22 protein-coding genes and 5 pseudogenes are annotated in these 26556 nt (G+C 61.3%); 24 read left to right on the forward strand and 3 right to left on the reverse strand.

Annotation, left to right across the window (positions count from 1 at the left end):
* The 4 genes and pseudogenes from SO156_RS39110 to SO156_RS39125 form a co-directional block, all read left to right on the forward strand.
* Window positions 1-885 (forward strand): glycine cleavage T C-terminal barrel domain-containing protein (locus SO156_RS39110; protein WP_498538490.1); only part of this gene is annotated, 885 nt, incomplete at its 5' end.
* The gene (locus SO156_RS39115) at window positions 878-1498 is read left to right on the forward strand and encodes a sarcosine oxidase subunit gamma (protein WP_498538491.1); all 621 of its coding nucleotides are present in this window, start codon (window positions 878-880) and stop codon (window positions 1496-1498) included. The genes SO156_RS39110 and SO156_RS39115, both read left to right, overlap by 8 nt.
* A 90-nt stretch (window positions 1499-1588) precedes the next feature.
* Window positions 1589-1726: pseudogene (gene purU / locus SO156_RS39120) on the forward strand (formyltetrahydrofolate deformylase); the annotation flags it as partial.
* Window positions 1727-1833: 107 nt separating this feature from the next.
* The gene (locus tag SO156_RS39125) at window positions 1834-2196 is read left to right on the forward strand and encodes a hypothetical protein (protein WP_498538492.1); all 363 of its coding nucleotides are present in this window, start codon (window positions 1834-1836) and stop codon (window positions 2194-2196) included.
* 58 nt (window positions 2197-2254) lie between these two features.
* On the opposite strand, the gene SO156_RS39130 is transcribed toward SO156_RS39125, so the two are convergent.
* Complete coding sequence (locus SO156_RS39130) at window positions 2255-2983, reverse strand: hypothetical protein (RefSeq protein ID WP_498538493.1); 729 nt, start codon at window positions 2981-2983, stop codon at window positions 2255-2257.
* Between the two features lie 168 nt (window positions 2984-3151).
* Here SO156_RS39130 and mbfA point away from each other — a divergent pair, with 168 nt between their 5' ends.
* From mbfA to rfbC, 9 genes and pseudogenes are all read left to right on the forward strand, one after another.
* A complete protein-coding gene (mbfA, locus tag SO156_RS39135; protein ID WP_498538494.1) occupies window positions 3152-4123 on the forward strand; it encodes an iron exporter MbfA in 972 nt (323 codons plus the stop codon).
* A 202-nt stretch (window positions 4124-4325) separates the two neighbouring features.
* Window positions 4326-4856, forward strand: a complete 531-nt coding sequence (locus tag SO156_RS39140; protein WP_498538518.1) for a cytochrome b — start codon at window positions 4326-4328, stop codon at window positions 4854-4856.
* Window positions 4857-4973: 117 nt separating this feature from the next.
* Window positions 4974-5557: pseudogene (locus tag SO156_RS39145) on the forward strand (formyltetrahydrofolate deformylase); the annotation flags it as partial.
* 286 nt (window positions 5558-5843) lie between these two features.
* Window positions 5844-6041 carry a hypothetical protein gene (locus SO156_RS39150; protein WP_498538495.1) on the forward strand — a complete coding sequence of 66 codons (198 nt, stop codon included), beginning with the start codon at window positions 5844-5846 and terminating at the stop codon, window positions 6039-6041.
* A gap of 388 nt (window positions 6042-6429) precedes the next feature.
* A pseudogene (locus tag SO156_RS39155) lies at window positions 6430-6993 on the forward strand (strawberry notch-like NTP hydrolase domain-containing protein); the annotation flags it as partial.
* 131 nt (window positions 6994-7124) lie between these two features.
* On the forward strand, window positions 7125-8291 hold the full coding sequence (locus SO156_RS39160) for a DUF7146 domain-containing protein (protein WP_498538496.1): 1167 nt from the start codon (window positions 7125-7127) through the stop codon (window positions 8289-8291).
* A 560-nt stretch (window positions 8292-8851) separates the two neighbouring features.
* Window positions 8852-9439 (forward strand): helix-turn-helix transcriptional regulator, encoded by a 588-nt coding sequence (locus SO156_RS39165; protein ID WP_498538497.1) that lies wholly within the window; start codon window positions 8852-8854, stop codon window positions 9437-9439.
* A gap of 175 nt (window positions 9440-9614) precedes the next feature.
* Window positions 9615-10586: a glycosyltransferase family 2 protein gene (locus tag SO156_RS39170; protein ID WP_498538498.1), complete on the forward strand. Its 972-nt coding sequence runs from the start codon at window positions 9615-9617 to the stop codon at window positions 10584-10586.
* 181 nt (window positions 10587-10767) lie between these two features.
* Entirely contained in the window at window positions 10768-11337 is a 570-nt protein-coding gene (rfbC, locus tag SO156_RS39175) for a dTDP-4-dehydrorhamnose 3,5-epimerase (RefSeq protein ID WP_498538499.1), read from the forward strand.
* 542 nt (window positions 11338-11879) lie between these two features.
* Here the strand turns inward: rfbC and SO156_RS39180 are convergent.
* Window positions 11880-12506, reverse strand: a complete 627-nt coding sequence (locus SO156_RS39180) for a hypothetical protein (protein WP_498538500.1) — start codon at window positions 12504-12506, stop codon at window positions 11880-11882.
* A gap of 194 nt (window positions 12507-12700) precedes the next feature.
* Between SO156_RS39180 and SO156_RS39185 the strand changes: the two genes are divergently transcribed.
* Both SO156_RS39185 and mdoH read left to right on the forward strand, forming a co-directional pair.
* Window positions 12701-14212 carry a glucan biosynthesis protein G gene (locus SO156_RS39185; RefSeq protein ID WP_498538501.1) on the forward strand — a complete coding sequence of 504 codons (1512 nt, stop codon included), beginning with the start codon at window positions 12701-12703 and terminating at the stop codon, window positions 14210-14212.
* The gene (gene mdoH / locus SO156_RS39190; RefSeq protein WP_498538502.1) at window positions 14200-16326 is read left to right on the forward strand and encodes a glucans biosynthesis glucosyltransferase MdoH; all 2127 of its coding nucleotides are present in this window, start codon (window positions 14200-14202) and stop codon (window positions 16324-16326) included. Before SO156_RS39185 ends, mdoH begins: the two co-directional genes overlap by 13 nt.
* A 71-nt stretch (window positions 16327-16397) precedes the next feature.
* Here the strand turns inward: mdoH and SO156_RS39195 are convergent, their stop codons facing one another.
* Window positions 16398-17795: a TAXI family TRAP transporter solute-binding subunit gene (locus SO156_RS39195; RefSeq protein WP_498538503.1), complete on the reverse strand. Its 1398-nt coding sequence runs from the start codon at window positions 17793-17795 to the stop codon at window positions 16398-16400.
* Between the two features lie 153 nt (window positions 17796-17948).
* Here SO156_RS39195 and SO156_RS39200 point away from each other — a divergent pair.
* The 9 genes and pseudogenes from SO156_RS39200 to SO156_RS39240 all read left to right on the forward strand — a co-directional run.
* Window positions 17949-18174: pseudogene (locus SO156_RS39200) on the forward strand (non-homologous end joining protein Ku); the annotation flags it as partial.
* A gap of 83 nt (window positions 18175-18257) precedes the next feature.
* Window positions 18258-18512 (forward strand): hypothetical protein, encoded by a 255-nt coding sequence (locus tag SO156_RS39205; protein ID WP_498538504.1) that lies wholly within the window; start codon window positions 18258-18260, stop codon window positions 18510-18512.
* Between the two features lie 25 nt (window positions 18513-18537).
* Window positions 18538-19146 (forward strand): cell envelope biogenesis protein TolA, encoded by a 609-nt coding sequence (locus SO156_RS39210; RefSeq protein WP_498538505.1) that lies wholly within the window; start codon window positions 18538-18540, stop codon window positions 19144-19146.
* A gap of 114 nt (window positions 19147-19260) precedes the next feature.
* Complete coding sequence (locus SO156_RS39215) at window positions 19261-19461, forward strand: hypothetical protein (protein WP_498538506.1); 201 nt, start codon at window positions 19261-19263, stop codon at window positions 19459-19461.
* 259 nt (window positions 19462-19720) lie between these two features.
* Window positions 19721-20173, forward strand: a complete 453-nt coding sequence (locus SO156_RS39220) for an Hsp20 family protein (protein ID WP_498538507.1) — start codon at window positions 19721-19723, stop codon at window positions 20171-20173.
* 100 nt (window positions 20174-20273) lie between these two features.
* A complete protein-coding gene (locus SO156_RS39225; protein WP_498538508.1) occupies window positions 20274-20741 on the forward strand; it encodes a metallophosphoesterase family protein in 468 nt (155 codons plus the stop codon).
* A gap of 172 nt (window positions 20742-20913) precedes the next feature.
* Window positions 20914-23076 (forward strand): exonuclease domain-containing protein, encoded by a 2163-nt coding sequence (locus SO156_RS39230; RefSeq protein WP_498538509.1) that lies wholly within the window; start codon window positions 20914-20916, stop codon window positions 23074-23076.
* Between the two features lie 1337 nt (window positions 23077-24413).
* A pseudogene (locus tag SO156_RS39235) lies at window positions 24414-24787 on the forward strand (DUF4267 domain-containing protein).
* A 230-nt stretch (window positions 24788-25017) separates the two neighbouring features.
* The gene (locus tag SO156_RS39240) at window positions 25018-25845 is read left to right on the forward strand and encodes a polysaccharide deacetylase family protein (RefSeq protein ID WP_498538510.1); all 828 of its coding nucleotides are present in this window, start codon (window positions 25018-25020) and stop codon (window positions 25843-25845) included.
* The last annotated feature ends 711 nt before the right edge of the window (window positions 25846-26556 follow it).

The following is a 26556-nucleotide window of genomic DNA, read 5'->3' on the forward strand; positions in this document are numbered from 1 at the left end:
GGCTTCGTCATGGACGACGGCACCACCTCCCGCCTCGGGGAGAATCACTTCCTGATGACAACCACGACCGCCAATGCGGGAAAGGTGATGCAGCATCTCGAATTCTGTCATCAGGTGCTCTGGCCGGAGCTCGACGTGCGGATGATCTCGGTCTCCGAGCAATGGGCACAGGTGGCGATCGCTGGACTGAAATCGCGCGAAGTCCTGCGCGGTGTGGTCGATCCGGAGTACGACATCTCGAACGAGGCCTTCCCCTATCTCGCAGCCCGTGTGGTTACGGTTGGCGGCGGCGTGCCAGCGCGGCTCTTCCGGATCTCATTCTCGGGCGAGCTGGCCTATGAGCTCGCGGTCCCGGCCGATTACGGTGACGCGATGATGCGCGCGCTGATGGCGGCGGGCGAGCCGCGCGGGGTAACGCCGTACGGGACCGAAGCGCTTGGCGTCATGCGCATCGAGAAGGGTCATGTTGCCGGCAACGAGCTCAATGGTCAAACCACGGCGCGCGATCTGGGCCTCGGAAAGATGATGTCGTCCAAGAAGGACTTTATCGGCCGGCTTATGGCAAAGCGGGAGGCACTCGTAGAGGCCGATCGCCCGAGCCTGGTCGGCTTCCGCCCGGTCGATTCCAGCCAGGGGCTGCGGGCCGGGGCGCACTTCATCGGCATCGGACGTTCGGCGAACACGGAGAACGATGAGGGCTACATGACCTCCGTCGCCTATTCGCCGAACCTGAAGCATTGGATCGGTCTTGGCTTCCTCAAGAACGGCCCGGCTCGCGTCGGCGAGCGCATCCGCGCCGTCGATCCGGTTCGCAGCGGCGATATTGAGGTTGAGATTTGCTCACCCGTCTTTCTCGATCCCGAAGGAGACCGTCTCCATGGCTGAGCCAGCGACATCCACCTGGCGCCCTCATGACGCCTGGTCCGGCATTGCCGAGGCCGGCCAGATCGGTGCAACCGAAAAGCCTGGCGTGACCGCATTGGCATTGGCCAACATGGGCTTTGCGACCTTGATCGCTGCGCCTGGTCCAGCCGACCTGGCGCGCGCGACCAAGGGGCTGATCGGTCTCGCGCTGCCACGAACGCCTTCCGCGGTGTGGTCGAGCACTCATGGATTGATCTGGGCAGGGCCGGGTCAATGGTTGCTAGTGGCGCGACATCGACAAGATTTCCCTGATCTTCTTGCTTCGCTTTCAGTGGATGCAGCCGTAATCGACCAAAGCCACGCCCGCGCGGCGCTGCGCATCTCTGGCGCGCGAGTCCGGGAGGTTCTCGCGAAGGGCTCAATGGTTGACCTTCACGCTTCCGCTTTCCCAGTTGGCGCGACTGCCCTGACGAGCTTCGCGCATATCGGCCTACAGTTGTGGCGAACCGAGGACGGACCGGAAGGGGCCGTTTTCGAGATCCTCGTCGCACGCAGCGTGGCCGGCAGCTTCTGGTCTTGGTTCACTGCTTCGGCCGCTGAGTTCGGCTGCCGAGTCGCGATCGGCGGAGATTGAAAGGCCGTCCACAGCTCTTCACTACGATCTTTCTTCTGAACTACGACAAGAGGACCGCCGCCGGTGGCAACGGTTAAGTTCGCTCGCTCCATGATCCCGGTTTTATCCTCCTCCGAGAGTCCGGGTATTGTCTCGCCGGTCTCGACTCTTCTGTTTTATGCCGGGTGCAATATCCTTGACGCCCGGCAATTCGACGATACCGAGACAGGTCAATTCTTCATGCGAGTTGTCTTGATCGCCTCGAGGAAGCGTTAATGCCGGGTTCAGGGAACGTTTGGCAATATCTGACGTTCCGAGATACCGGCATTGCGCCCGGCGACCACTGGAGAGGACTCATGGACAAGAAGATTGTTGGATTATTGGGAGCGGTTGCCGCGCTCGGGACACTCGGCTCCGCTACGCCTGCCTCGGCCGACGTCTTGCAGGCAAATTCATATGCCGACCTGCTGGAGCCGATTCCGAACGCCGGGGTCCTGCTGCAAGCCATCGATGAGTCTCCCCCGGTGACGGCAAGCGAGAACGTTCAACTCGCTCAGTTCTATCATCATCACCATCACCACCATCATCATCACAGCTTCTATCGCCGCTATCGCTACTATGATGATGCGCCGGTCATGGTGGTGCCGCGGTATCGGCGGTACTACCACCATCACCATCATCACCACCATCACAGCTTCTATTATCGTCGGGACTATTGAACCCCGCGCGTCAGCCGAGCCGGCGAACAGGACCTTCGGGTCCTGTTCGCTTTTGTGATTAGCCGTAGCTGTTGCGGGCCTTTTCCTTCGCCGCGCGGTGCAAATGCCGGTAGGTGCCGTCGAACACGGTGTCTGTCGACGAGGTCCACTCGGTGCCCGCCGCCAGCTTTGGGCGGCTGTTATAGATCCGCCGCGCCTGTAGCTCTCGCTCGGCCGACTCCTCCTCGCCCATGGGCTCGAGCTCGAACGTCGCTTCTTCGGGAAGGACGATCACCTGCGCGAACGGCTCTTTCGGCCTGAAGATGTGGGTACGACCTTCGGCCGGCGCCTTGAAAACGCAAAAGAACATCATCGGCCACCAATTGCGGATGAGCGCGGGAACGGCAACAGGCACGGTATCGGTGCGATCGGTATAGAACCGCGGATGCGGCTCGGTGCGAATCGCCATTCCTCTCTCGACCTTCAGATCGAGCAGGATCTGATAGGTGTAGAAGTTGTCGCCAAAACTCCGAAACGGCGGCCATGCTGCACCGCCTTCCGGCGGTTCGCCCCAGTCGGCATCCAAGACCAGCCGGCCATCGCGGGTCGTCACGTGCAGTTCGAAATCATAGGGATAAAACAGCTCGATGCCGTATTGCGCGCCCTCCGAGAACGGCACGCAGTGCCACACTTGCTCGCGCGAGCCATCGGCACGCGGATCGCGCTGACCGGCCCAGCCTGGAATTTCCAGCTTGGTGCGCCTCGGCGCCAACCGCGGATCGTTCAACCGGTATTTGACCTTGTCCACGATTGTCCTCGCCTGATCCACACAGCATGAAGTCGAACGGGAAGAACCACAGACGGTTCCCGCAAGTCTCATTTGCGCGAAACTTCGGGGCTCTCGCCTGAATTGACCCTGAACGAATTGCGCCTTATAGCAGATTTAGAATCGTTCTAAAGTTAGACAGGTCCCTCCGTGAAGAATTTCGCCGATCTAACCGAACGCGAGGTGCTCGCGGTTGCCATCGCTTCCGAGGAGGAGGACAGCCGCATCTACATGGCCTTCGCCGAGGATTTGAAAGACCGTTATCCGGACTCGGCAAAGCTGTTCGAGGAGATGGCCGAAGAGGAGCGCGGCCATCGCCACATGCTGTTGGAGATGTATGAGCTGCGCTTCGGACCGCATTTGCCGCCGATCCGACGCGAGGACGTCAAGGGCTTCCTGCGCCGGCGACCAATCTGGCTGACCAAGAACTTATCGCTCGACACGATCCGGAAAGAGGTCGAGACCATGGAGCTGCAAGCCGAGCGGTTCTACATCAAGGCGACCGAACAGGCCCAGGATGTCGGCGTGCGCCGCCTCCTGGGCGATCTTGCCGAAGCAGAGAAGGCCCACGAGAAGACCGCAACGCGGCTGACCGACCAGATCCTCAGTCCCGATGTGCGCGCCGAAGAAGATCGCACGCGCCGCCGCATGTTCGTGCTGCAGTATGTGCAGCCAGGCCTCGCCGGTCTGATGGACGGCTCGGTCTCGACGCTGGCGCCGCTGTTCGCCGCCGCCTTCGCCACGCACCAGAACTGGCAGACGTTTCTGGTGGGACTCGCCGCATCGATCGGCGCCGGCATCAGCATGGGCTTTGCAGAAGCGCTGTCCGACGACGGCTCGCTCACGGGCCGCGGCTCGCCCTGGCTGCGCGGCATCACTTGCGGCTTGATGACGGCGCTCGGCGGGCTCGGCCACACCATGCCCTATCTGGTGCCCGACAGCTGGCAGAACGCGTTCTGGATTGCCACCGCGATTGCTTGCGTCGTCGTGTTCTTCGAATTGTGGGCGATCGCCTTCATCCGCGCGCGCTATATGGACACGCCGTTCCTTCAGGCCGTGTTCCAGATCGTGCTCGGCGGCGCCATCGTGCTCGGGGTGGGGATATTGATCGGGGCGGCGTAGGCAATCGTGGTCATGAAAAAACTTCGCTTATTGCTGTTCGGCGTCGCTATGGCCTGACACCGGCATCTGACCGTTTCGTGATCAAGACCATCATCGGCTGTGCGTTCCCCATGCCAATGAGATGGTGAGCGGGCCCGTCAACGCGTTCTTGCATTCCGCCGCTAGAAACTTTCAACCCTGATCGGAGTTTGCCAGCGTGGCCATCACATCCCGCCTGCATTACGGCACGCCAGCCAAAGTCTTCCACTGGCTCATCGTTGCCTTCCTTGCCATGCAATATCCGATCGGCTGGCTGATGCCCGATATTCACCGCGGCACGACGCCGGGCGCCGCGATGACATTTCATGTCTCGATCGGAATATCGGTCCTCGTTCTCACAGCCCTCCGCCTGATCTGGCGTCTTGCGCACCCCGTGGCGCCGGAAAGCTCACTGCCGCCGTGGCAGCGCTTGAGTTCGGAAGCGGTACACTGGTTGCTTTATGTACTGGTGCTTGCGACAACGATCTCCGGCTGGCTATTCGCCTCCTTCCGCGGCTGGTCCCTCTCGTTCTTCTATCTCATGCCGCTGCCGATGCTGGCGTCCGACAATGCAGCAGCAGGCCGGACAATCGATGGCCTGCACCAGGCGATGGAATGGGCGCTCCTCGTCACTATCGGCATTCACGTCGCCGCCGCGCTCGCGCATATCTTCGTCTACCGTGATCGGGTGATGCAGCGGATGCTGCCGGGATAACCTTCCGCTTACATGATCGTTGCCACCGCAAATGCCGTCAAACGGTAGTTGCGGCTCCATGTCAAACTGCGCATCATCCGCAACAACGAGAGCACGAGAAATGCCATGGCCAGCTCGCGGGAGCGTTCCGCAAGGGCGCGGGTGATGCTGCTGGTCTCCAAGTTCGATGATTGTCTGGCCAATCTGCTCTATCGCTGGCGCATCGGTGAGCTCCCGATCGAGATAGCTGCGATCGTTTCGAATCATGGCCGCGAGCATCTGGCTTCGACCGATCTCGGCGATCTGCCGTTCCACCATCTGCCGTTCCACCGTTTGCCGGTCACGAAACAGACGAAGATGGAGCAGGAGGCGCAGATTTGGGAGCTCGTACAGAAAACCAAGACGGACCTTGTCGTGCTTGCGCGTTACATGCAGATATTGTCTGACGGGTTTTCGGGGTTCAAGGGCGCCAAGCCTTACCACCAGGCGCATGAGCGAGGCGTCAAGCTAATCGGTGCGATGGCGCATTACGTCACCTCCGATCTCGACGATGCACCGATCATTGAGCAGGACATCGAACGGATCTCGCATCGCGACGCACCTGACGATCTCGTCCGCAAAGGCGCGACATCGAACGGCGTGTGCTCGCTCGCGCCGTTCGTCATCACCTCGAGGATCGCGTGATGCTCAATGGCAAGAAAACCGTTGTCTTCACCGGCTGACGGAAGCTGAAAGGCTCAGGCCGGTTTCTTCGGAGCCCGCGGCATCTAGACTAGGCCGCCGCTAGTGAGCCGCCTCGGTGTGGCGCTCCAATATTTCGCGAACGTTGCTCCTGTTGACCCGTACCTTCACATCCAGCTCGGTTACTTCGACAGAGATAGCCACAGGAATCGCCGCGAGGAACGGGAGAGCAATTCCGTGAGCCGGTCGGCGAATGCGTCCGCCGCTTTCCGTCGAGCCTCTTCAGAAAAACCGGTCCCGATGTGGATGTTGAGATGAACGAGCGCTTTGTCCCGCGAGATTCATCCGTTCCCAGTCGCGCCCTTGCCTCCTTCGCTCTTCGCGGCGGAGGCGGGGTCCCGCAAAGTGCGGGAAGGCAAGCCGAGCGGAAAAGACTCGGCACAGCGCCGGGACGTGAAGATGGAAAAGAATGATATCGAAGAGCTGGAGAATCAGGTCGCCTGCGCCAGTGGCATGGACTTCTGATCCAGCCGCGTCGCGCCGCCACGAAATGCGAAACCCCGGCAGCGATGCCGGGGTTTGCTACTTGGGACGGACACACGCTTGGCCTGTTCTCATGTTCTGCCACAATTGCTCATCGATTGCGGTGATGGAGACGCTTCGCGGAGCGAGGACGACTTACCGAAAATCGTTGCCGCAGAGTGAGGCGACGACGAGGGACGGGGCTCCCGTCCCTCGCACTTCTTCATAAGCTCTTCCGGACTGCGCCAATGCGCGCCTGGCCTTGTCCGCCGGCGCTGGTGCAGCTTGCAGTGATGAAGAGGCAGAGCAGGCGAAGGCAGGTTTGAGCCTGTCGGATCAAGAGAGAGCGCCGGCGGCTCAACCCGCATTCGCTCTCCTCAGGTCTTCCAACATGTTCAAGCCATCAGATCGTAAGGCGGATGGTACCGCCAACTCATCGCTCGCATCAGCCTCTTCCGTCCTTCATGCCGTGCGGCTTCTGCTCCCCAATCTTGAGCGCGGCCTTCTCATCTGTGCGAAAATTTTTCGTAGCGCCCTGGAATATTCGTTCGGCGCCACCGGCGCTGCCGGCTCCTGGGATCGGAAAACCGCCTATGACGCCTACGAGGCGGCAACAGTTCTATTCCTTCGCAAGTATGGGCCGGCCATCCGCGCCAACGGTGGGTCGCCGACTGCCATGTTGCCCATGCTCTCGAAAATCGCGAGCCTTCTTCCCACTCATACGCGTCGCCCGGAGGAAAGCCAAGTGCTTCGGCGGTTCTCGACGCCAACCCCATTTGAGCTCGCCCGCCAGGGCACGCCGATCCGGCTCGCCGAGGGCATCCCTTTTGCGACCCATACCACGCTGCGCACCGATGAGCGTTGCGAGAAGCTTTCGCGCGCCAGTCGGATCGTCGAATGGTTGGGCTCCGCCTTAGACGGAGTGATTGTTTTCGCCATGAAGAACACGGTTGGCAGGCCGGCCGGCAAATGGACTGAATACGTTGCGCGGCGGATCATGTTGCGCATTTGCGATTGGGGACTGTCCCGCAGACGATCGACAGCCTCTGTGCAACATAATCCCGGCGCGCTGCGGAGGGTTGCGTGATGCCCCGCGACGCTTCCGAGCTGGCGCGCCGCCTCGCCCGCGAGGCTGAGGCAGTATGCCAGCAGTACCTATCCAACGGGCGGCGCCAAGGTCGCTACTGGATGGTGGGCGACGTCCGCAATACTCCCGGCCGGTCGATGTTCGTCCGGCTTAGCGGGCCCGAATCCGGTCCCGGTGCCGCCGGGCATTGGACCGATGCCGCCTCGGCCGAATATGGCGACCTCCTCGATGTGATCCGCGAGAGCTGCGGATTCATCGACTTTCGCGATGTCGCCAAGGAGGCGCGGCGTTTTCTGAGCCTGCCGCGCGCAGAACCGCGCCGCAGCCCAAAACCTGCGCAAACACCGGTCCCTGAGGGATCGCGGGAAGCAGCACAGCGGCTGATCGCCATGTCGCGGCCGATCCGCCGGACGCTCGTTGAGGCCTACCTGCGCAATCGCGGCATCAACGCTGTTCACGATGCGGGTGCGTTGCGCTTTCATCCGCGCTGCTACTATCGTCCGGATGACGGTTCGACGATTGAGACGTGGCCGGCGATGATTGCCGCCGTCACAGATCTTTCCGGCGTCATCACCGGCGCGCATCGCACTTGGCTTGCGCCGGACGGCTTTGGCAAGGCGCCGGTCGACACGCCGCGGCGGGCCCTCGGCGGTCTCCTCGGCCATGGCGTCCGCTTTGGCACGGCCGACGACATCCTCGCTGTCGGCGAAGGCATCGAGACGATGCTGTCGCTGCGCAGCGCACTGCCTGCCATGCCGATGACTGCCGCACTCTCCGCCAACCACCTTGCCGCCCTTCTGCTGCCACTGACGCTGCGCCGGCTCTACATCGCCCACGACGCCGATGCCGCGGGCGACATGGCGCTCGCGGCATTGACCGAACGCGCCGCAGCGGCGGGGATTGAGGCACTTGCCCTGTCTCCGCGGATGGGCGACTTCAACGAGGACCTGCGTGCATTCGGTCTCGGCGCCCTGCGAGCGGCACTGCGTCGCCAGCTCGCGCCGCAGGATGTCGTTCGCTTCATGCGCCAGGAAACGGCCAAGATAACGGCCAAAACAACGGCCAAGAAAACGGTCAAGACAAAGTGTGACAAACGTCGGTTTGCTGTCTTAGCCGATCTGGAAAGGCCCGTGCCAACAAAGCCGTGCCGGCCTTCAGGCGGGTGATCGCTGCGCCGCAGCCAAAGCCGTTCGCATCGCGGATTAGTCCGAGGCTGATAAAAGCAGCACGCGCGGCAGTAAGTCGGGATTGCACGCAACCAAGATCCGGCATTCGTTCTTGAAGCCATCTTGTCTCAGGTATAGCACGATCCGGCCCCGAAGGGCCGCGTTAGCGCAAAGTATCGAGTGGTTTTCCCTCGCGACATCAGCGGACCGCGTTTGCGCGGAGGTTATGCTCAAACAACAACCTAAAGCCCGACGATGATTCATCTAATCTCATCGCGCTTTAGTGCAAAATTCTCTCGGGACATGGCGAGGCGGAAAACGGAACGAGTGGTCAAACGTGGCACTCGCGCCGTTGTTCCGCATTGGGACCATTGCCAATGGCAAACTTCCTTCTCGTTAGGCCGCAGATTCGGACAAGGCTCCGCTCATTGTCGGAAATCGCTTGAATCGCACGTAGCGTCAGGTTGTAGGCAAGCTTGGAGGTTTGCTCATGGCCAACGACGCGTAGAGTTGAAATGCTTGATTTGTGCGCAGGAAGAGCGGCGGTCTGTCAGTCCTCCGTGGATTCAGAGGAGCATTCGAGCATCATCAGCGTGCTCGACGTTATCAACTGTCCAGCCATTTGGATGGATCGAAACGGCTCTGTGCTGGCTGTGAGCGCCAAGGCTTCGAAGCTCTTTGACGGCGAGCTCTTCGTACGGGCGCGCCGTCTTTATGTCACCGATCAGCAATCGCGCCTCAAATTGGAGGAGTTGCTGAATCGGGTCCGACTGGCGTCCGACTCGCAAAAAATATTCTCTTCGCAGGTCGTGATCCATCGTTCTATCCGTCGACCGATCGTTATCGAAGCCATCTGGCAAGATTGGAACTGCCGAAGCTCAGCTTGCGACACCGGCGCTCTTCTTCTCTTGACGGACCTCAATGAGGTGCCCGTCATTTCTCAAGTGTCCCTCATGGAGATCTTCGGCTTGACGCGCGCTCAAGCACATCTCGCACGACTCCTCGTCATGGGAAAATCGCTAAAGGAGCTCGCCCGGGAAATGAACATTGCCCCGGGGACAGCTCGCAATCACCTCAAGGCCGTGTTTGTGCGGACCGCGACCAAGCGACAGGGCGAGTTGATCTCGCTGTTGTCCCGCCTTCGATAGTGCTGCGAATGTTGGGTGTGAGAGGGACGCCTCGCGTGCGTCGGCGATTGCGTCGCGACGGGCGTTCGGTGAAGACAGGTGGCTGCGTTCCGAGGCAATTATGTCCGGCGTTGGCGGCAACTCCACTGAGAGACGAATCTAGACAGATGATCGCAAGCGCAAGCGGGCCACGTTTATGAGAGATGGCCGCCTGGCTTCCGCTGTTGTAAGCGATCCAAACACGTATCACTCCCACGTCGCGATCCTGCTTGCCGTCAGGAATGGCGCGCGGTTCCTGTCCGAACAGCTCCAATCATACGCCCTGCAGACGCACCCCAACTGGTCCGTCCATGTCTCGGATGACGGATCCAGCGATCAAACCCGCGAAATCATTCAAGACTTCGCGGGAGGCGTGTCGCAGGAAGTGACCCTGCGCTGTGGCCCTCGCACGGGAGCTGCAGCCAACTTCTTAAGCCTGTTGTGCGACGGCAAAATTGAAGCGGACTATTTCGCCTTCAGCGATCAGGATGACATTTGGTATGCCGAAAAGCTCGACCGGGCGATCAGCATGCTGCGCACTGTGCCGCGCGACCAGCCCGCGCTCTACTGTTCGCGAACTGAACTGATTGATGAAGCAGGGCACCATCTTGGCTATTCGACCGCATTCAAACGTCCTCCGAGCTTTCGAAACGCGCTTGTCCAAAATGTCGGCGGGGGAAACACTATGGTTTTCAATCGGCTTGCCGGCGACCTACTCCGGCATGTGCCAGACGAGATCGTTGTCGCCCGTGACTGGATGACTTATCTTACAGTCTCTGCAGCGGGCGGGACGGTCTTCTATGATCAGACACCTTCCGTGAGGTATCGTCAGCATCGGGACAATTTGGTTGGGTCGAATTTGGGTCTTCAAGCCGCCGTTCATCGCGCGAAGAAGATTTTTGCGGGGCAGTGGCGGGTTTGGAATTCCCTCAATATCAGGGTACTGCAGCACCACCTATCACACCGCATCACCGAGGAGAACGTGAGTGTTCTCGAGAGATTCATTGAGATGCGCCTAGCGGAAAACCTTCCGCGACGCTTGTGGAACTTTTGGCGATCCGGAGTTTACCGGCAGACGCCGCTCGCAAATCTCGCAATGCTGTTGGCAGTGATCGCGAACAAGATTTGATTGAGCAGCTTCCGACATGAGCTTGGGCGCCTGCAGCCTAACTGTGTTCGGCTATCGCCTCAAAGCCGCTTCCCCCCGTTCCTATCGGTCCGCCAGCTTGCCATCAGTTGGTAATCGCCCGCGCTTACACGGTTCATGGAGAACACCGCGGTCGTATTCAATGCCATTGAAAGGAATTCCCATGACAGTCGAAATCCAGTCCCTTGCCATCCCGGAGGTGAAGCTCATCCGGACGCCGAAACTCAGTGATCATCGAGGCTTCTTTTCCGAGACCTGGAATAGGCGCGCCTTGCAGGAACATGGCCTTGATCTTGACTTCGTGCAGGACAACCACTCGTTTTCGGCTGCGACAGGCACCGTGCGCGGGCTACATTTTCAGATCCCGCCGCGCGCGCAAGCAAAGCTTGTGCGCGTGGTACGCGGCGTCATCTTTGATGTTGCCGTCGATATCCGCGCCAACTCACCGACCTATGGCCAGCATGTGAGCGCTGTGATTTCAGCGGAGACATGGAGCCAACTTCTGGTGCCTGCAGGCTTTGCGCATGGCTTCATGACGCTCGAAGAGAATACGGAGGTCCTTTACAAGGTCACCGATTATTATGCACCCGACTGCGACAGGGGCATTCTCTGGAGCGATCCCGACCTCGGGATCGAGTGGCCGCTACCACTCGCGAGTGCTGTTCTTTCGGACAAGGACAGTCGGTTTCCGCGGCTCAGGGACCTGACAAATATATGCTCGGAACCCCGATGATCTTGTGTCTGACACGAGGCTTCGGCCTTTGCCTTGGAGCAACCAACCAGGGATTTTCCAGGGACAGCACCGTGCCTGGTCTGGTTTTGGCAGTCGATAAGCCCTGGCATGGCGTTCGTATGTTCGTGGCGTGAGTGTCATCTCAAACCCCAGCGAGAGATCCTCTCTAGCCGACGCCTTGGGCTCGCAGCTGACTGAAGCTCCAATCAAACTTCCGTTCGTCCGATAAGGCGGATCTTATGAACGCGCCAACAGATTGCTTTGACGAGCGAGTATGTCGAGTTTTGCGTCAAAGAGATCAACCCTTCATCGCAGCAGCTGCTGCGCGATTGCCCAAGCCGCTTTGAACTGCGGACAAGACAACGGGGCGCCTGCGACCACGACGATCAACGGGCGGATCGTCTGCCTTCATCGACGAAATGAATGTTCTGATCGGCCTCGATCCTCGCAGACGACACGACGACTGTGACAGTACCGCAGGTGTGCGCCCGACTGAGCGCCGCAAGGCTACAAGGTGAGACAGTCGATCGATGCCTCGGGATTCACCTATTGTCGTCGAAAGCATGGAGCCTGCGTGCGGGCCGCTGCCGAGCATCTCGGCGCGGCGAGGGCACCCTTGCTCCCCTGATTTTCCCTTCGGCAGAGCGGAGTTGGGATCGCAGTCGCGACTTCAGAGTTCGGATCCGCTCCAAAGCCTCGCAGAGGGCTCGGCGAGAGGTCCGCCATGCCGAGGTAGACTCCAGAAAATCCATCATACGTCGCCAGTACCCGTGGCCCCACGAAAAGAGAGGGATCGACAGGAGCTTTTCCTTGTTCAGCTGAAAAAGTCTTTCGACAACGGTCAGCTTCAGGACTTCCGCGCCGATGAAGACGATGGCTCCGGGCAGAAAATGGCCGGTACCGAGCAGATAGGCGCTCAGGGGCTTTGCGGGCTCCAAAATGATCAAGGGTACCGCAAACAGCGCGAAGGATTGATAGGGCCCCAAGGACATGACCCAGCGACGAGCACGTTCCAGCAACCTCTTCTTGCTCAGCCACGCGGTGATCGGTCCCGTGACGGCCGAGAACAGCGCATCGATGGCAAAATAGGCGGTAGCGATAGCGAGGATCGGTGTATTCCAGACTCGCGCCATTTCATCCTCCGACCAGACAAGGCTCCCCGAAGCCAAGACTCCCCGAAGCCAAGACGTTCCGCGATGCCCTCACGGATCTTAGGTCAGGGCCGGATCTCTGAATTTCGGCTGCTTTTCCTTGTGATTGGGCCGGTGCTCACTTCTTGTCTGGCCAGTGATGGCCGGCGGTGGAACTCGCGGGCGCGGCGGTCGTTGCTTGGCCGCGGTAGCAGTAGCGAGTAGGAGGATCCGTGAATCGACGCCAGCTTGTTCGAGGGTCGGCAGTGCTGCCGGCGTTGCTGCTCGCCTCGCGGAGCGGATTCGCCGCCATTGGTCCGTCGGAGAGCGCATTCGAGCCATCCAACGTGAGGGACCTCGCCCGTATGCTGGCGAGCAAATCGTACGAGGCGCCCGACGAGAAGCTGCCGAGCGGCTTGAAGGATCTTGACTACGATCAGTACCGTTCGATCCGCTTCCTGCCCGAGCGCGCGCTCTGGCGCGGCAAGAATCTCCCGTTCGAAGCGCAGTTCTTCCATCGAGGGTTCTTCTACAAGAGCCGGGTGAACATCTTCGAGGTCGCGGACGGAAAGGCCACCGAGATCAAGTATCGCAAGGCGGACTTCTCCTTCGGCGACAAAGTTCCAGGGTTCGAGGACGCCGATCTGGGGTTCGCCGGCTTCCGAATTCACGCGCCGATGAACCGGGCCGATTACTACGACGAGGTCTGCGTCTTTCTGGGCGCGAGTTACTTCCGCGCCGTCGCCAAGGGACAGACGTATGGGCTTTCCGCTCGGGGTCTTTCGATCGATACGGGCGAAGCCAAGGGCGAGGAATTTCCGCTCTTCAAGGCCTTCTGGCTGGAGCGGCCTGCCCCTGGTGCGACTGCGCTGGTTATCCATGCTTTGCTCGACAGCAAAAGCTGTGCGGCGAGCTACCGATTCACCGTTCGGCCGGGGGACACGACGGTGTTCGACGTCGAAATGTCGGTCTATCCGCGTGTCGAAGTGCCGCGGGTCGGGCTCGCGCCGATGACCAGCATGTTCTTCTACGGTCCGAACGACCGCAACGACATCGACGATTTCCGTCCGTCCGTCCACGATTCCGACGGCCTTGCGATCTTCAACGGGAAGGGCGAAAGCCTCTGGCGGCCGCTCAGCAATCCCCGAGACCTCCAGATCAGCACCTTTCAAGATATCAATCCCCGCGGGTTTGGGTTGATGCAGCGGGAGAGAAACTTCTTTGCTTATCAGGACATCGAATCCAGCTTCGAAAAACGTCCCAGTCTCTGGATGGAGCCGATCGGGGACTGGGGCGAGGGCGGGGTCATGCTGTTCGAGATCCCGACCAAGGAGGAGGTCCACGACAACATTGCCGCATTCTGGCGGCCTAAGAACCCGCTGCAAGCCAAGGATGAACACAACTACACCTATCGGCTGCATTGGGGACCGGACAATCCCAAACCGCATTCGCTCGCCCGCTTCACGCGCACCGGCATCGGCGCGAGGGGCGAAGACGCCCGCCTCTTCGTTCTCGATCTGGTCGGCGACAACTTGAAAGGCATCGACCCTGCGGGCGTAAAAGGTGTGGTGACGGCTGACAAGTCGGAAGTGAAGAACATCGTCACGCAGCCCAACCCCTACACCGGGGGCTGGCGGCTGAGCTTCCAGTGTCAGGTCAAGGGCGAGCCGATCGAGCTACGCGCGTTTCTGGCCGAAGGCGACAAGCCTTTGTCGGAAGTCTGGGTCTACCGATGGGCACCCTGAGCACGGCCCCGCGGCCGGTTGCCGGCGATATCGCGACGGAACGTCTGCTGCCGCGCGAGTCTCCCCTTCCCATGGCGCCTGGCGATCTCGGCAAAGACCGGGTGCCGGACCGCGTCCCTGCGCCGGTCGCCACCACGATGGCTTGGCGACGCGGTCTCATCCTCTTTTGCACGGCGGCGCTCACGGGGGCGGGGGGATATGAGATGTATCGCGTGCTGGAGGTCGGCGGCGTCACCGTCCTCGAAGCCATGGTGCTGGCGCTCTTCCTTGTCCTGCTCGCTTGGGTCGCCTTTTCGTTCGCGTCCGCCGTCGCGGGATTCTTCGTGCTGCTGGCGCAACGTTCGGACGGGGACGCCTTCGCGCCTGGTGCGGAATTGCCTGTCATCGCAAGCCGCACAGCCATGCTGCTTCCCACCTACAACGAGGACCCGCACCGATTGACGGCCCGGCTGCGTGCGATCATCGAGTCCTTGGAGGCAACCTCGCGAGGAAATCTGTTCGACTGGTTCGTTCTGAGCGACAGCACTGATCCCGACATCTGGATCGCCGAGGAGAAGGCGTTGCTTGCATTGCGACAGGCCGTCGGAACGCCGCGGCTGTACTATCGTCACCGCGCCGACAACACAGCGCGCAAGGCCGGCAACATCTCCGAGTGGATCAACCGTTTCGGCGCCGGCTACGACTTCATAATTGTGCTCGACGCCGACAGTCTCATGAGCGGGCAGACCGTCGTCCGATTGGTCCATGCCATCGAGACCAATCCGACCGCCGGGCTGGTCCAGACGCTTCCTATGATCGTCAACGCGCGAAGCCTGTTCAGCCGCGTCCAGCAATTCGCGGGCCGCCTTTACGGTCCGCTGATCGCCGCCGGGGTCGCCTGGTGGCACGGCTCGGAAGGCAACTACTGGGGACACAACGCGATCATCAGAGTGAAGGCGTTCGCAGAAGCGGCCGCGCTGCCGCAGCTCCGAGGACGGAAGCCGTTCGGCGGGCACATCCTCAGCCATGATTTCGTCGAGGCCGCGCTGATGCGGCGGGCCGGGTGGGGCATCTACATGCTGCCGACGCTCAGTGGAAGCTACGAAGAGGTGCCGCCTTCGCTGCTCGATTTCGCCGCGCGCGACCGGCGTTGGTGTCAGGGCAATCTTCAGCATCTGGCCGTGGTCCCAGCGCGAGGTCTCCATTGGGTGTCGCGCCTGCATTTCATGGTGGGCATCGGGGCCTATCTGACGGCGCCGCTATGGCTGCTGTTCCTGCTGCTGGGAATGCTGATATCGCTGCAAGCGCGCTTCGTGCGTCCGGAGTATTTCCCCAAAGGCTTCTCGTTGTTTCCGACCTGGCCGGCCCAGGATCCCGTGCTCGCCATCTGGGTGTTCGTCGCCACCATGGGCCTGTTGCTGTTGCCGAAGCTGCTCAGCCTTGTCCTCGTGTGGATGCGGCGATCGGCGCGTGGGCAATTCGGCGGCGCGTTGCGTGCTTCGGCCGGGGTATTCGCGGAGATCGTCGTATCCGCGTTGATGGCGCCCGTGATGATGATCTTTCAGTCGATCGCCGTCGTCGAGATTCTGGCCGGCCGCGATGCGGGCTGGCAGACGCAGAGGCGCGACGACGGCACGGTGGAGCGCCGCGAGCTCTATCGGAAATACGGCGTTCCGACCGCGTGCGGCGTCGTGATGGCTGCAAGCGCCTACGCCGTTTCGCTGCCCCTTCTGCTCTGGATGTCGCCGGTCATCGTGGGGCTCCTGTTCGCCGTTCCCATAGGGGCGCTGACTGCCGCACCCGCCTCCGGCAAATTGTTTGCCACGCCGGAGGAAAGAGAACCGCCTCTCGTCTTGCGTCGAGCGAACGAATTGAGCGGGTCGATCGATGTAGGCATAAGACCGGCCTTGGTGGAGCTGCGCGAAGACGCCGCGCTCCTGGCCTTCCACCTCGCGCAGCAGTCACCTCCTCGCGCCGCCCGGCCCGACACGATCGACGCCAACCTGGTGGTTGGCCGCGCCAAGGTCGATGCGAGCGATAGCTTCGAGCAGGCGGCTGCCCATCTGTCGTCGCGGGAGGTTTTTTCGATCCTGAACGATGGTCCAGCGTTGTCGGCGGTGCTGCAGAAGGGATGAACAGGACCGGCGGTGAGAGACTCGGCCTGGGTTTGAACCAGGATATCGCGGGGATTGTAGTGCGGCGGGCGCTATCGTCTGGAGGCAAGAGTTGGACCCGGCGTGCGAGATTCGTCGGCCGGACCGCTCTGCAGCGCCGCCCGCCTTTGGGCGACGGCATGATCGAACAGTTCAAGGACTAAGCCGAATGCGGCCAAGTCCTCTTGTTCGAGCGCTCCATCGTCGTAGCACTTGATCGCTTCGGCGATGATCGCGTCGACTTCGCGCTGCGACCTCATGAGGTCCTGTTCGGACCCGGCACCGCGAACCTCAGAGACCACGGCAAGGATGCGGTTGCGCTGGCTGGTGTTGTCGTCCCGTTCGTCCCTATTGAGATAGCGACGCAGCCAGGCGGCGGCCGAACCGATGCCGGAAAGAAGAAGCAACGCGAACCAGAAATAGTCGCTGTACTTGTCCAGAAACGTCCGCTCGGTCCCGTTGATGACCGCAGCCGCGCCACGGTGCACGGAGGGCTCCGCCTCCTTCTCGGTTTCTGGTTTTGTGATGTGCGCGGCGCCGGCGACACGTTGGCTTATGGTGTCGCGTACCGCGAAAAGCTGCCGGTAGAAGGCCGCGGCTTTGGCTTCGGACAATTCTTTTCTGGCAAGGATGAGATGGTTGACGCTGATGGTGTCGACCTTGTCCTCAGGCCAGGCCGGGTTCGCGTTGAAGACGCTGCCGGGGATCTCTTCGGCTTCGTACCGAGGGTGCCTCAGGGCGATGGCCTCGGACGCTTCGATCGGGAGAAACTTCGGCGCTCCGCGCGCTCGGGACGTCGTGGCGATGGCGTCGGTCGTGATCTTGCTGTCGAGCGGACCGACGGCGAGGTACGCGTCGAGGGTGACGTCTTTAGCGAGCTTCTCGATCTCATCGGTCCCGAATTGAGCCGTGGCAACCTTGTCGGGCTGCACGCCTGAGCCCTCTAGAATTGTCCGCAGGAGTGCGACGTTGGCGCCCGTCCTTCCGATGATGCCGACCTTATGACCGGCCAGATCGGCGATCTCTCCGATCTTACTCGCTGCCTTTTTCCTGGAATCCTTGCGCCCGGAGGGCGACCATAGGACCACGTAGTTCTTCCGCAGGACGGCCAGTGTCTGCGCGTCGGCCGGCATGGCAAGGTCGCCGCGGCCGACCGCCAGGTCGGCTTTGCCGGCGCCTAGCAAAGCCAGGGATTCGGCCGCTCCGCCGGTCGTGACGGGCGAGAGCCTGACGGTCCTGCTTTCCTCCTCGAAAGCCTCGGCCATCGTCTGGACCACCTGGTGGTCTTCGCTACCCGAGGGGCCGACGGCGATCCGGAGGGTCTCGGGCTGCAGGAGGTAGAACAGGGCAGCCGCTGCAGCGCCGAAGGCGACGAACCCCAGAGCCAACACGATCAACAGCCTTCGTTGGCGGCGATCGTGAGAACTTCTAGCTGGATCGGACGGTGGCATCAGCGAACCCTAGGTGAACGAAAGGCTGGTTGGGGACTTCAAGTGTGTCGCCGGGAACTTGTGGCGAACCTGCGTCGGGCGGGAAGGTTCCGCCGAACGCAAGAACGAGCTCGCGAACGGCTTAAATTTGAACTGCGAGCGAGCTTCTGGATCATCCGCCCGAAGGAGCGGCCCAAAGGCGAAAACGTGGTGGATCTGAAGGAGGCGCTGCGGCAGAGCGTCGGTCGGGAGCGCGTGCCGGCAGGCGGGTAAGCCCGCCAAGAAGTCGCGCAAGGCGGCGGCCGGCCAGAAGGAAGTGCTGATGCCGATCGAGGGCAAGAAGCCGAAAGAGGCGGCGGCGAAGAAGTCGGCGGCCAGGTTGCAGCGGAGGTCGGCTTAGTTCAGGCCCTCCGGAGCGACAGCGTAGGAACCAGTCAGTCCGGCGCCCGGTTGCTCCGCTAAAAGACGAATAGGAGGATTCGCATGGACATGAGGGAAGCCTCGGCAATGACAGAAGCCTCCGGGCTAACGAACGAGGATGGCGACATCGAGCAGGCTTCCGGAGCAAGGCCGGACGCCAAGACCGAAGTGGAAGGAAGCCGTCGACGCACCCACTCGCCTCCGCCGGACGCCGCGCTGCGCTGGGCCGACCAGTTGCGCAAGCTGACCGTGAAGGCTCCGTTGCAGTCGCTCTTTGTCGCGTTTCTGCTCGGAGTCTGGATCGCCCGTCGGCGGTAGGGAGCTGCGAACCTGCACGTGCTTCGTGGCTAGGAAGCTCAAGACGTTTCAGACCTCGCTGGGCTTCTACGATCTTGCGATCGCAGCGCCTTCCATGAAGGCGGCGCTCGAGGCCGCGGGCGCGCAAAGCAACCTCTTCCATCAAGGCGTCGCGCACGAGACGGACGATCCGGACATCGTCTCAGCCACAATGGAGAGCCCGGCCGTCGTGCTGTGGCGTCCCGTCGGCTCCAGCGGCCCCTTCCCCGAGCATGCCGAGCTGCCAACCGATCTTGCCCGTGAAGGCGGCGCCAACCGGCCCAGATGGCGTCACGGCAAACCCGCGAAGCGGCCGGGCAAGCTCGACGACAAGGCGGCCCGCAAGGCCGCGATCGCATTCGAGAAGGAGCAACGCCGGCAAGAGGCCGAGCGCCGCAGGGCGGAAGCCGCTCGCGAGAGGGAGCGGGCACGGCGCGAGAAGGCGGTCGCCAAGGCCCAGGCGGCGCTCGAGAAGGCGAGACGGGAGCACGAGGCGAGGGTGGCCGAGATCGAAGCCGAGCGCGCCGCCCTCGACAAGCGATCCGATGCCGAGTACGCGCGCTGGGAAAGGGAGCGCGAGAAGCTGCAGGCCGCGTTGCGCCGGGCCAAGGAATAGCGACGAACTTTCCGCCGACCCTGCCGGATTTCGCCCTGCGTCTTAACCTTCTTGAATCCGCGGACGCCCGGGCTCGGTTATCCTTCTCGTCCACTGAGTTAGGGGCGTTCTTCCATGTTCGACACCCAGATCACCGCGCTGCTGCGCGCGGTCCTCGACGATGTCTGTCAAACCGTGTCGCGGTTCGAAACCGGCACTCGGACGCACGTGGCCGCGAAGATCCTCGAGGCAGCCAGGCAGGGCGAAACGGCGCCCGACAGCTTGATGCAGGTAGGCCGAAGGGCGCTCCAAGAGGCGCCCACGATGTGGCGGTGAGTGGCCGTCGCTGCGCCAGACGAGATCAAGCTCGAACCCGACGACCTTTTGAGCGTCGAGCTGTCGTCCTGAGCCACCGGCAAATCGTTTACCAATTTACTTGCGAAAAATTCACGTCGCCCCTTGAAACTTTTTCGCGGCTTCCAAATTTTTTTGTCGCCGCAGACGCGGTCGGGGTGCCTTAGGGGCCCTGCAAGGCGGGCGCCGGTCAGGTGTCCGGTGCCGGCTCGTACCATCTTGCTCTGAGGAGGATTTGGCTATGAGGTATGATTGGACTCCCCTGTGGAGGTCGACCATCGGTTTCGACCGCCTTTTCGACGTTCTCGACGAGGTCCAGCGGACCGCCGAAGAGACCTATCCCCCCTATAACATCGAACGTCTCGACGAGAATCGCTTCCAGATCTCGGTTGCGCTCGCCGGCTTCTCCCAGGACGAGGTCGCGCTCACGGTCGAGCAGAACGTGCTGACGCTGGAAGGCCACAAGGCCGAGAAGGAGGAGAAGACCTTCCTGCATCGCGGCATCTCGGCCCGCAACTTCAAGCGGCAGTTCACCCTAGCTGATCACGTCGAGGTCAAGGGCGCCCGGTTCGAGAACGGTCTGCTGATCATCGACCTGCAGCGGGAGATTCCCGAGGCGATGAAGCCGCGCCGCATCGATATCAGCGGTGCGACCTCGGGCAATGTCAAGCAGATCGAATCCAAGGCGGCCTGATCGGCCTGAGACTCCAGCACCAACGCCGCCGCGGACACCCGCGGCGGCACCGGCAACTCGTCCAAGTCAGGAGGCGACCATGCTTCGACCGGACGCCGCGATGAACTTCACGATCGGCATCATCTCGGATACGCACGGCCTGCTTAGGCCGGAGGCTCTTCGCTTGCTGGCCCAAGTCGACCACATCATTCACGGCGGCGACATCGGTGATCCGGAGATCATCATCGCGCTGCGGAGAATTGCCCCCGTCACGGCGATCAGAGGAAACGTGGACACCGGCGAGTGGGCAACCGAATTTGCCGAAACCGAGTTAGTGCGGCTTGCCGGACGGTTGTTCTACGTTCTGCACGATCTCAACAGTCTGCAGATCGACCCCGTAGCTCAGGGCATCGATGTCATTGTTTCCGGCCACTCCCATATGCCGAAGATCGGTACCGTCGACGGCTTGCTCTACGTGAATCCCGGCAGTGCCGGGCGCCGACGCTTCAAGCTACCGATCACGCTTGCGATCCTCGAAGTCACGTCCAACGGACTGAAAGCAGTCGTCCACGATCTTGACGTCGGATAGGCCCCGCCGCGTCAGGTGCAGCCAAGCGAAGCTCTCGGCTGCCAGGTAAGTCGTCCCGTTGCTCCGCCTTGACAAATAGAGTTGTTGGAACAAAATAGGAACGATAAAACCGTATTTGGCTGGTCAGAGAACAGATTCATCGACCAGCATCGATGGGAACCGGCGCGCGTCAATGAAGCCTACCACCTTGCCGGTCTATTACTATCTCGACCACTTCGTCGAAAAGCTCCAGTTCGTGGAGAAGACGTATGGCGAGATCCTCACCGACGAGCATCGTTCGTTCACCGCGCGCTTTCGCGGCCTTTCGAAGGATGCGCAATGTCTCCTCATTCGGATGGTCAACCGACGAGGGGCGATCTTCAATCGCACGCTCTTCAAGTACCCCGAGATAACCGACCTCGAAATCGCGGCTCGTGACTTGATCGATTGTGGCCATGCGCGCGGCCTGCGTGCCGAGGACTATTCCGCCTTCGTACTTTGCCTGCCGAAGACCGCACTTCTCGACGGTGCCCGTGCAGCGGGGTTCGGCCGCGACGTCCGCACCTCATGGTCGAAACCGGTGCTGGCCGACTTCTTCGTCGCCGCGATTCCGTTCGATCTTGCGGCAAAACATTGCGGGGCCGGCGGCTTCATAGCGCTCGATAACACGCGGCCGATCGAATTCTTGTTGTACCTCTATTTCGGAAAAACTGCCGACGACCTCAAGAACTTCGCTCTGCGCGATCTCGGCATCCTGCGCACGAACAGGGAGACGTCGTTCAGCGCTCGCTTTGCCGACGCCGACGAAGCTCATGCGTGCTTTCACTACAGCCAAGTGCTGGACCGCATCGAGGTCCGTTCCGCCGACATCTACGAACGGGAGGCTGCAGCGATCCTGGACGGACCCCCGCGGACGACCGAATACGCCGCCGACCTTGCAGCCCGCGCCGCGTGCCAGGTCGGGCAGTTCTTCGAGAAGCAAGGCGACGAGGATCTGGCCGAACGGCTTTATCGTTTTGGCGGCTCGGCCGATTGCCGCGAGCGCCTCGTCCGGTTGCTGTACGCGAAGGGCGACAAGGAAGCGGCTGAGAATTTGCTGCGGGACATGATCGACGATCCCGAAAGCGACGACGAGCATCTCTTCGCGACGGATTTCTACGCGCGCAAGTTCGGCGGACGGCGGACAGGTCTGTGCACCGAGTTGCTAAGATCGGGTCGGACGATCGTCGTCGACGACACGCATCGCGGTAATCCCGAGGCAGGGGTCGCTGGCGTGCTGCGGCGCCAGGGCGGGCAGGTCTACTTCGCGGAGAACGCGCTTTGGCATACGCTGTTCGGGCTGTTGTTCTGGGATGAGCTTTTCGAGTCAGGCCAGCTACACAGCGGTTTCGACTGGGTCCCGCATTGCCTGCGCGACCGGACCTTCCATCGGCGGTTCGCCTCGCAGATCGACGGCAAGCTCGCGGAGGTCAGATCCGGTAATGGGCTTCCGATCGTCTTGCGCACCGTCGCCGCTAGATGGGGCCGACCCAATGGAGTCTTCGCTTGGGACCACGTGCAGATGGGCGCACTGCGTGCCTTGCTCGAAGGCACCGGCGCGGACGGCTTGGCCGAGATTGTTCAGGCCATGTGCGAAGACTTCCGCGGCATGCGGGACGGCTTCCCTGATCTGATGCAAGTGCGCGAGGGCAAGGTGTCTTTCGTCGAGGTCAAGGCGGAAGGCGACGCCATACGCCGCAACCAACTTACCCGCCTGCGCCAGCTGGAGAACGCCGGCATCCCGGCCGAGATCGGCCGCGTGGACTACCGGTTCGACCCGGAGCAGGACTACGTGGTCGTCGACATTGAGACCACGGGAGCCTGGTCGTCTGGTGATCGCATCACCGAAATTGGAGCGGTCAAGGTCCGTAACCATCACGTGGTCGATGAGTGGCACTCGCTCGTCAATCCGCAGCGGCCGATCCCCGCGAAGATCGTCGAACTGACCGGCATCACCAACCAGATGGTTCGGGATGCGCCGGTGTTCCACGAAGTAGCCGACAGTTTCATGGCATTCATGGCCGACGGCATCTTCGTCGCCCACAACGTGAACTTCGACTACGGCTTCCTGTCGTACGAGTACGAACGGCTCGAACGGCGTTTCCGTTTTCCGAAGCTCTGCACTTGTGTGGGAATGCGTCGTCGATATCCCGGACACAAATCGTACGGCCTCGGGAAGCTGTGCGCGATCTACGACATCGAGCTCGAAGAACACCATCGCGCGCTATGCGACGCTCGAGCGGCGGCTAGGCTGTTGAATCTCATTAACAAGAAGCGCGACGACGATATCTCGGCAGAAGCGGTGCGGGCCGCTTAGTCGCGCTCCGGGCAAGTATCGGCGATGCGGCCTGCCACGGCGACGATAGCCCGATGGTCGCAAGGTGAGGCTAGTGCGGTGGACACTCGGGGCACGTGTCGCCGATTGAGTCCAACCCCTCGGCAATTGCGGCTGCGGCGGCCGAGGCGAGACGCCGGTTCGCGCGAGCGGCCGATCGGGAGCGGTTCATCGAGGGTCTGCGCAAAGCAGGGCTAACCTCCGATGCGGAAAAGTCGTTGAAGGGCCCAGCGCTTGCGGAGAGGATTCACAGATCGATGACGCTCGCGGCCATCGTCGACGCGCAAGCCGCCCTAACTACAATCTTCCCATCAACCTCGAATCGGGGAGAGCCTTCGGCCTCGCGGTCCCACCAACCCTCGTCCCCAGCGCTGACGATACGATCCACTAAAGGTGTTGTTTGCCGCGGTGCATGAGTCCGGAAGTGGCCCAGGCTGTGCAAAAAATATTGGGACCGAAGCGAACGTTGATTGGTAGCGAGCACTGCCCGGCTCAGTCGCGAGTGACCCGAAGGCGACCTTAAGCCCGTGACCAGCGAGAGCTGATCGCAGCTTAGGCAGAGTGGTTGGTGGGACTCAGCACAAGCGGCACGCCCCCCAGGATGCGCAGCAACCCGCGCAACCACCGAGCCCCCAGCCGCCATACCCCCAGCCATCGAACCCGATATCGTCATCGAACCAGATGTCGAACCCGCAGCCGCCGCAACCGCAACCACGGAAGCCACGGCAACCTCGGAAGCCACCGCAACCTCGGATGCCAACGAACCCGCCACCACCGCAACCTCGGATGCCAACAATCCCACCACCACCGCAACCTCGGCCGCCAACAAACCCGCCACCACCACAACCTCGGCCGCCAACAAAGCCACCACCACCACAACCTCGGGCGCCGCCGCACCCCCCGCCACCATGGCCGCACCCGCAACCACCACACCCGCGCGCGAGCTGCACGCCGCTGCCAAAGTTTTCTCTATCGAAGAGATGGAACGTGGCCAGACTGACGTCGGCCATTTCCTCTTCGCCAAGAAAGAAGCGCTGATTTGGCGAGGTATTGTAAGATTGCGGGATAGCGGCAGCGGGCATCGTGGATGCGGATGCACTACTCGCCAGCGAAAGACCCAGTCCGGCGGCACTTAGCACCTTCACGGTGGCGGCTTTGGTTGTGCGTTTCTGCTTCGAAGCTTGCTTGACCCGTGGCATGGTCGCACCCTCCGTAAGTTCTTGTGAAAACGCTCCGCAAGAGTGCGCTCGGCGAGACCGGCGCGCAAGGGTTACCTGTGCCATAAATGCGAAACATTTCATCGAGCTCCATTCATCTTCATGAACCGAGATCGACATATAACCTTTTTGGTTGAGCAGAATCACGCCATCTGCGCACACGGCTGCCGCTTTCTGTTGGCCCCATCAACAGCAGCCGCGGCTTATGGCGTACCGGCTGGCGCCGAACCGCATTTGCGAGCGTATCTATCCGCTAAACGCATTCGTGACATTGCATCGGGATTGTTTGCCGCGATCCTTATAGGTTACGGTCTGCACACGTCCTTGGCTGGTTCATGCTAGCCGCCACCCTCATTCCTATCGCTGACGCCGCGATCGTGTTGCGCCAAGGCGGTAGCAGGACCGTCGCGTTCGGCGTACACGGCGGTACGGCAGTCGCGATGCTGATTATCACTGGATTGCTGTTAATTGATTGATGGAACTTGAAGGACTGTGCGGCGCGGGTAAGACGACCCGTTGGCGCATGCGCACCAGACGTCCGGCACGACGTTCGTTGTGAAGCTGACGTACCGGGCGTCTACGAGATAATCGACGTGATCTCCATGCGGCGAAGCATCTGGGAAGTCGGGGAGTTAGGCACAGGGGCGAAAGCAACAGTATTCGCGCTGGCGAAGCGTCTCCATCAAGAGGGATGGGTTAGGAGCGAATGGATCTCGTCAGAAGTGGTGTACTAGCAGGCATGACCCTTATATGGGTGATGATCGGACCGGTGGCCTATGCAACGGAGTGTCCTAAAAAGTCCGATGCGCTTGGCACGAGCAGAACGATCGTCGTGGACCCCAAGGAGCACACCCGCGTTGGCTCGATGCAATATGCTGAAACGCTGCCCCTCGCGGATCATGAAATAGTTCTGACCTTTGATGACGGGCCCTCCCCCCGCTATACGGATCGCGTGCTCGCGATTCTTGCGGCTGAGTGCGTCAAAGCAACGTTCTTTTTGGTTGGTGAAATGGCGCAAACGTTCCCCGCTGAAGCCAAGAAGGTCAGTGCTGAGGGCCATACGGTGGGCACGCACAGCTTTCGTCATCCCTTCACCTTTAACAAAATGAGCCAAGTGGAAGCCGGCGCAGAGATTGATAAAGGCATCGATGCCGTTGCCTCCGCCCTTGGCGGCCGAGATGAGGTCGCTCCGTTTTTTCGAGTTCCCGGCTTTTTGACTTCCATGACTACCGAGGCCGCGTTGGCGTCTCGCGGTCTCATGACTTGGAGCGCTGACATTACCGCGGATGACTGGAAAAGGATAAGCGGCGCAGAAGTCGCAAACCGCGCGATCTCTGGGATAGAGGCCAAAGGTCGAGGTATCTTAGTTCTTCACGACATCCATGAGCGGGCCGTCGAAGCGCTTCCCACCCTTCTCGCGGAACTCAAGCTGCGAGGGTTCAAGATCGTGCAGATCGTCCCTGCCACGGCTACGCTTGCGAAGACCGAGACGACACCCGACCAGTGGCAGCTTCACGTGCATTCATCAGAGTGAGGCGTTAGCAGCTCCCGGTGTTAGCGCCGGACCGTGGGAGCCTTGGGACAGAAGGTCCAAAGTTGAGGCGAGTGCAAGAAGTAAAGCAGCCGTTGGCCGCATCAACCGCAGAAAAAGCAGGTCTGGTGTCGCAGCACATTATCGGCGAGAGCAACGGAAAGTTGCGAGGCCAACGAGTCCCTCATCGGTCGGCAGCCACCGCTAAGTCAAAGAGGCCGCAACAGCAAGCCCATCCGCTTGTGAGTAGTCGCTTCCGTCCTTTGGGTTCTCTTTGTCGGGGTCATGACGTGGCAGATGTTGCCGGCGATGCCGCCCGCCTCAAACCCGCCACCGGCGGGATTTGTCCTCGATCAAGACCAAGGCGGGCGCGTCAATTCCCGCGCGCCGCTCAGCCGCCGCAAAAGGGCGGCGATGAAGACATCACCCGGGACAAGCTACAGCACGACGCCTCCACTTGGACGCCTTTCCGCGCGCGGATGGCAAGCCAGAGCCGCAATTCGATCCAGGCGAGTTTTCGGCCGTGATGAACTTGTAAAGGACCTCATACATCGCTATCGCGCTACCAGTCGCGGTGTTCATGCTTGGGATGTCTTTGCTGTGGGTCGTTCGGGGGGGCGCGATCTGAAGCTGTCCTGAGGGAAACGAATATTCGGCGTCTGAAAAGGCAAGTTCCGAAAAGTCGGAGCGCCCCAGAGTTTCAGGACTCAGCAG

Source organism: Bradyrhizobium sp. UFLA05-125 (assembly GCF_059803515.1).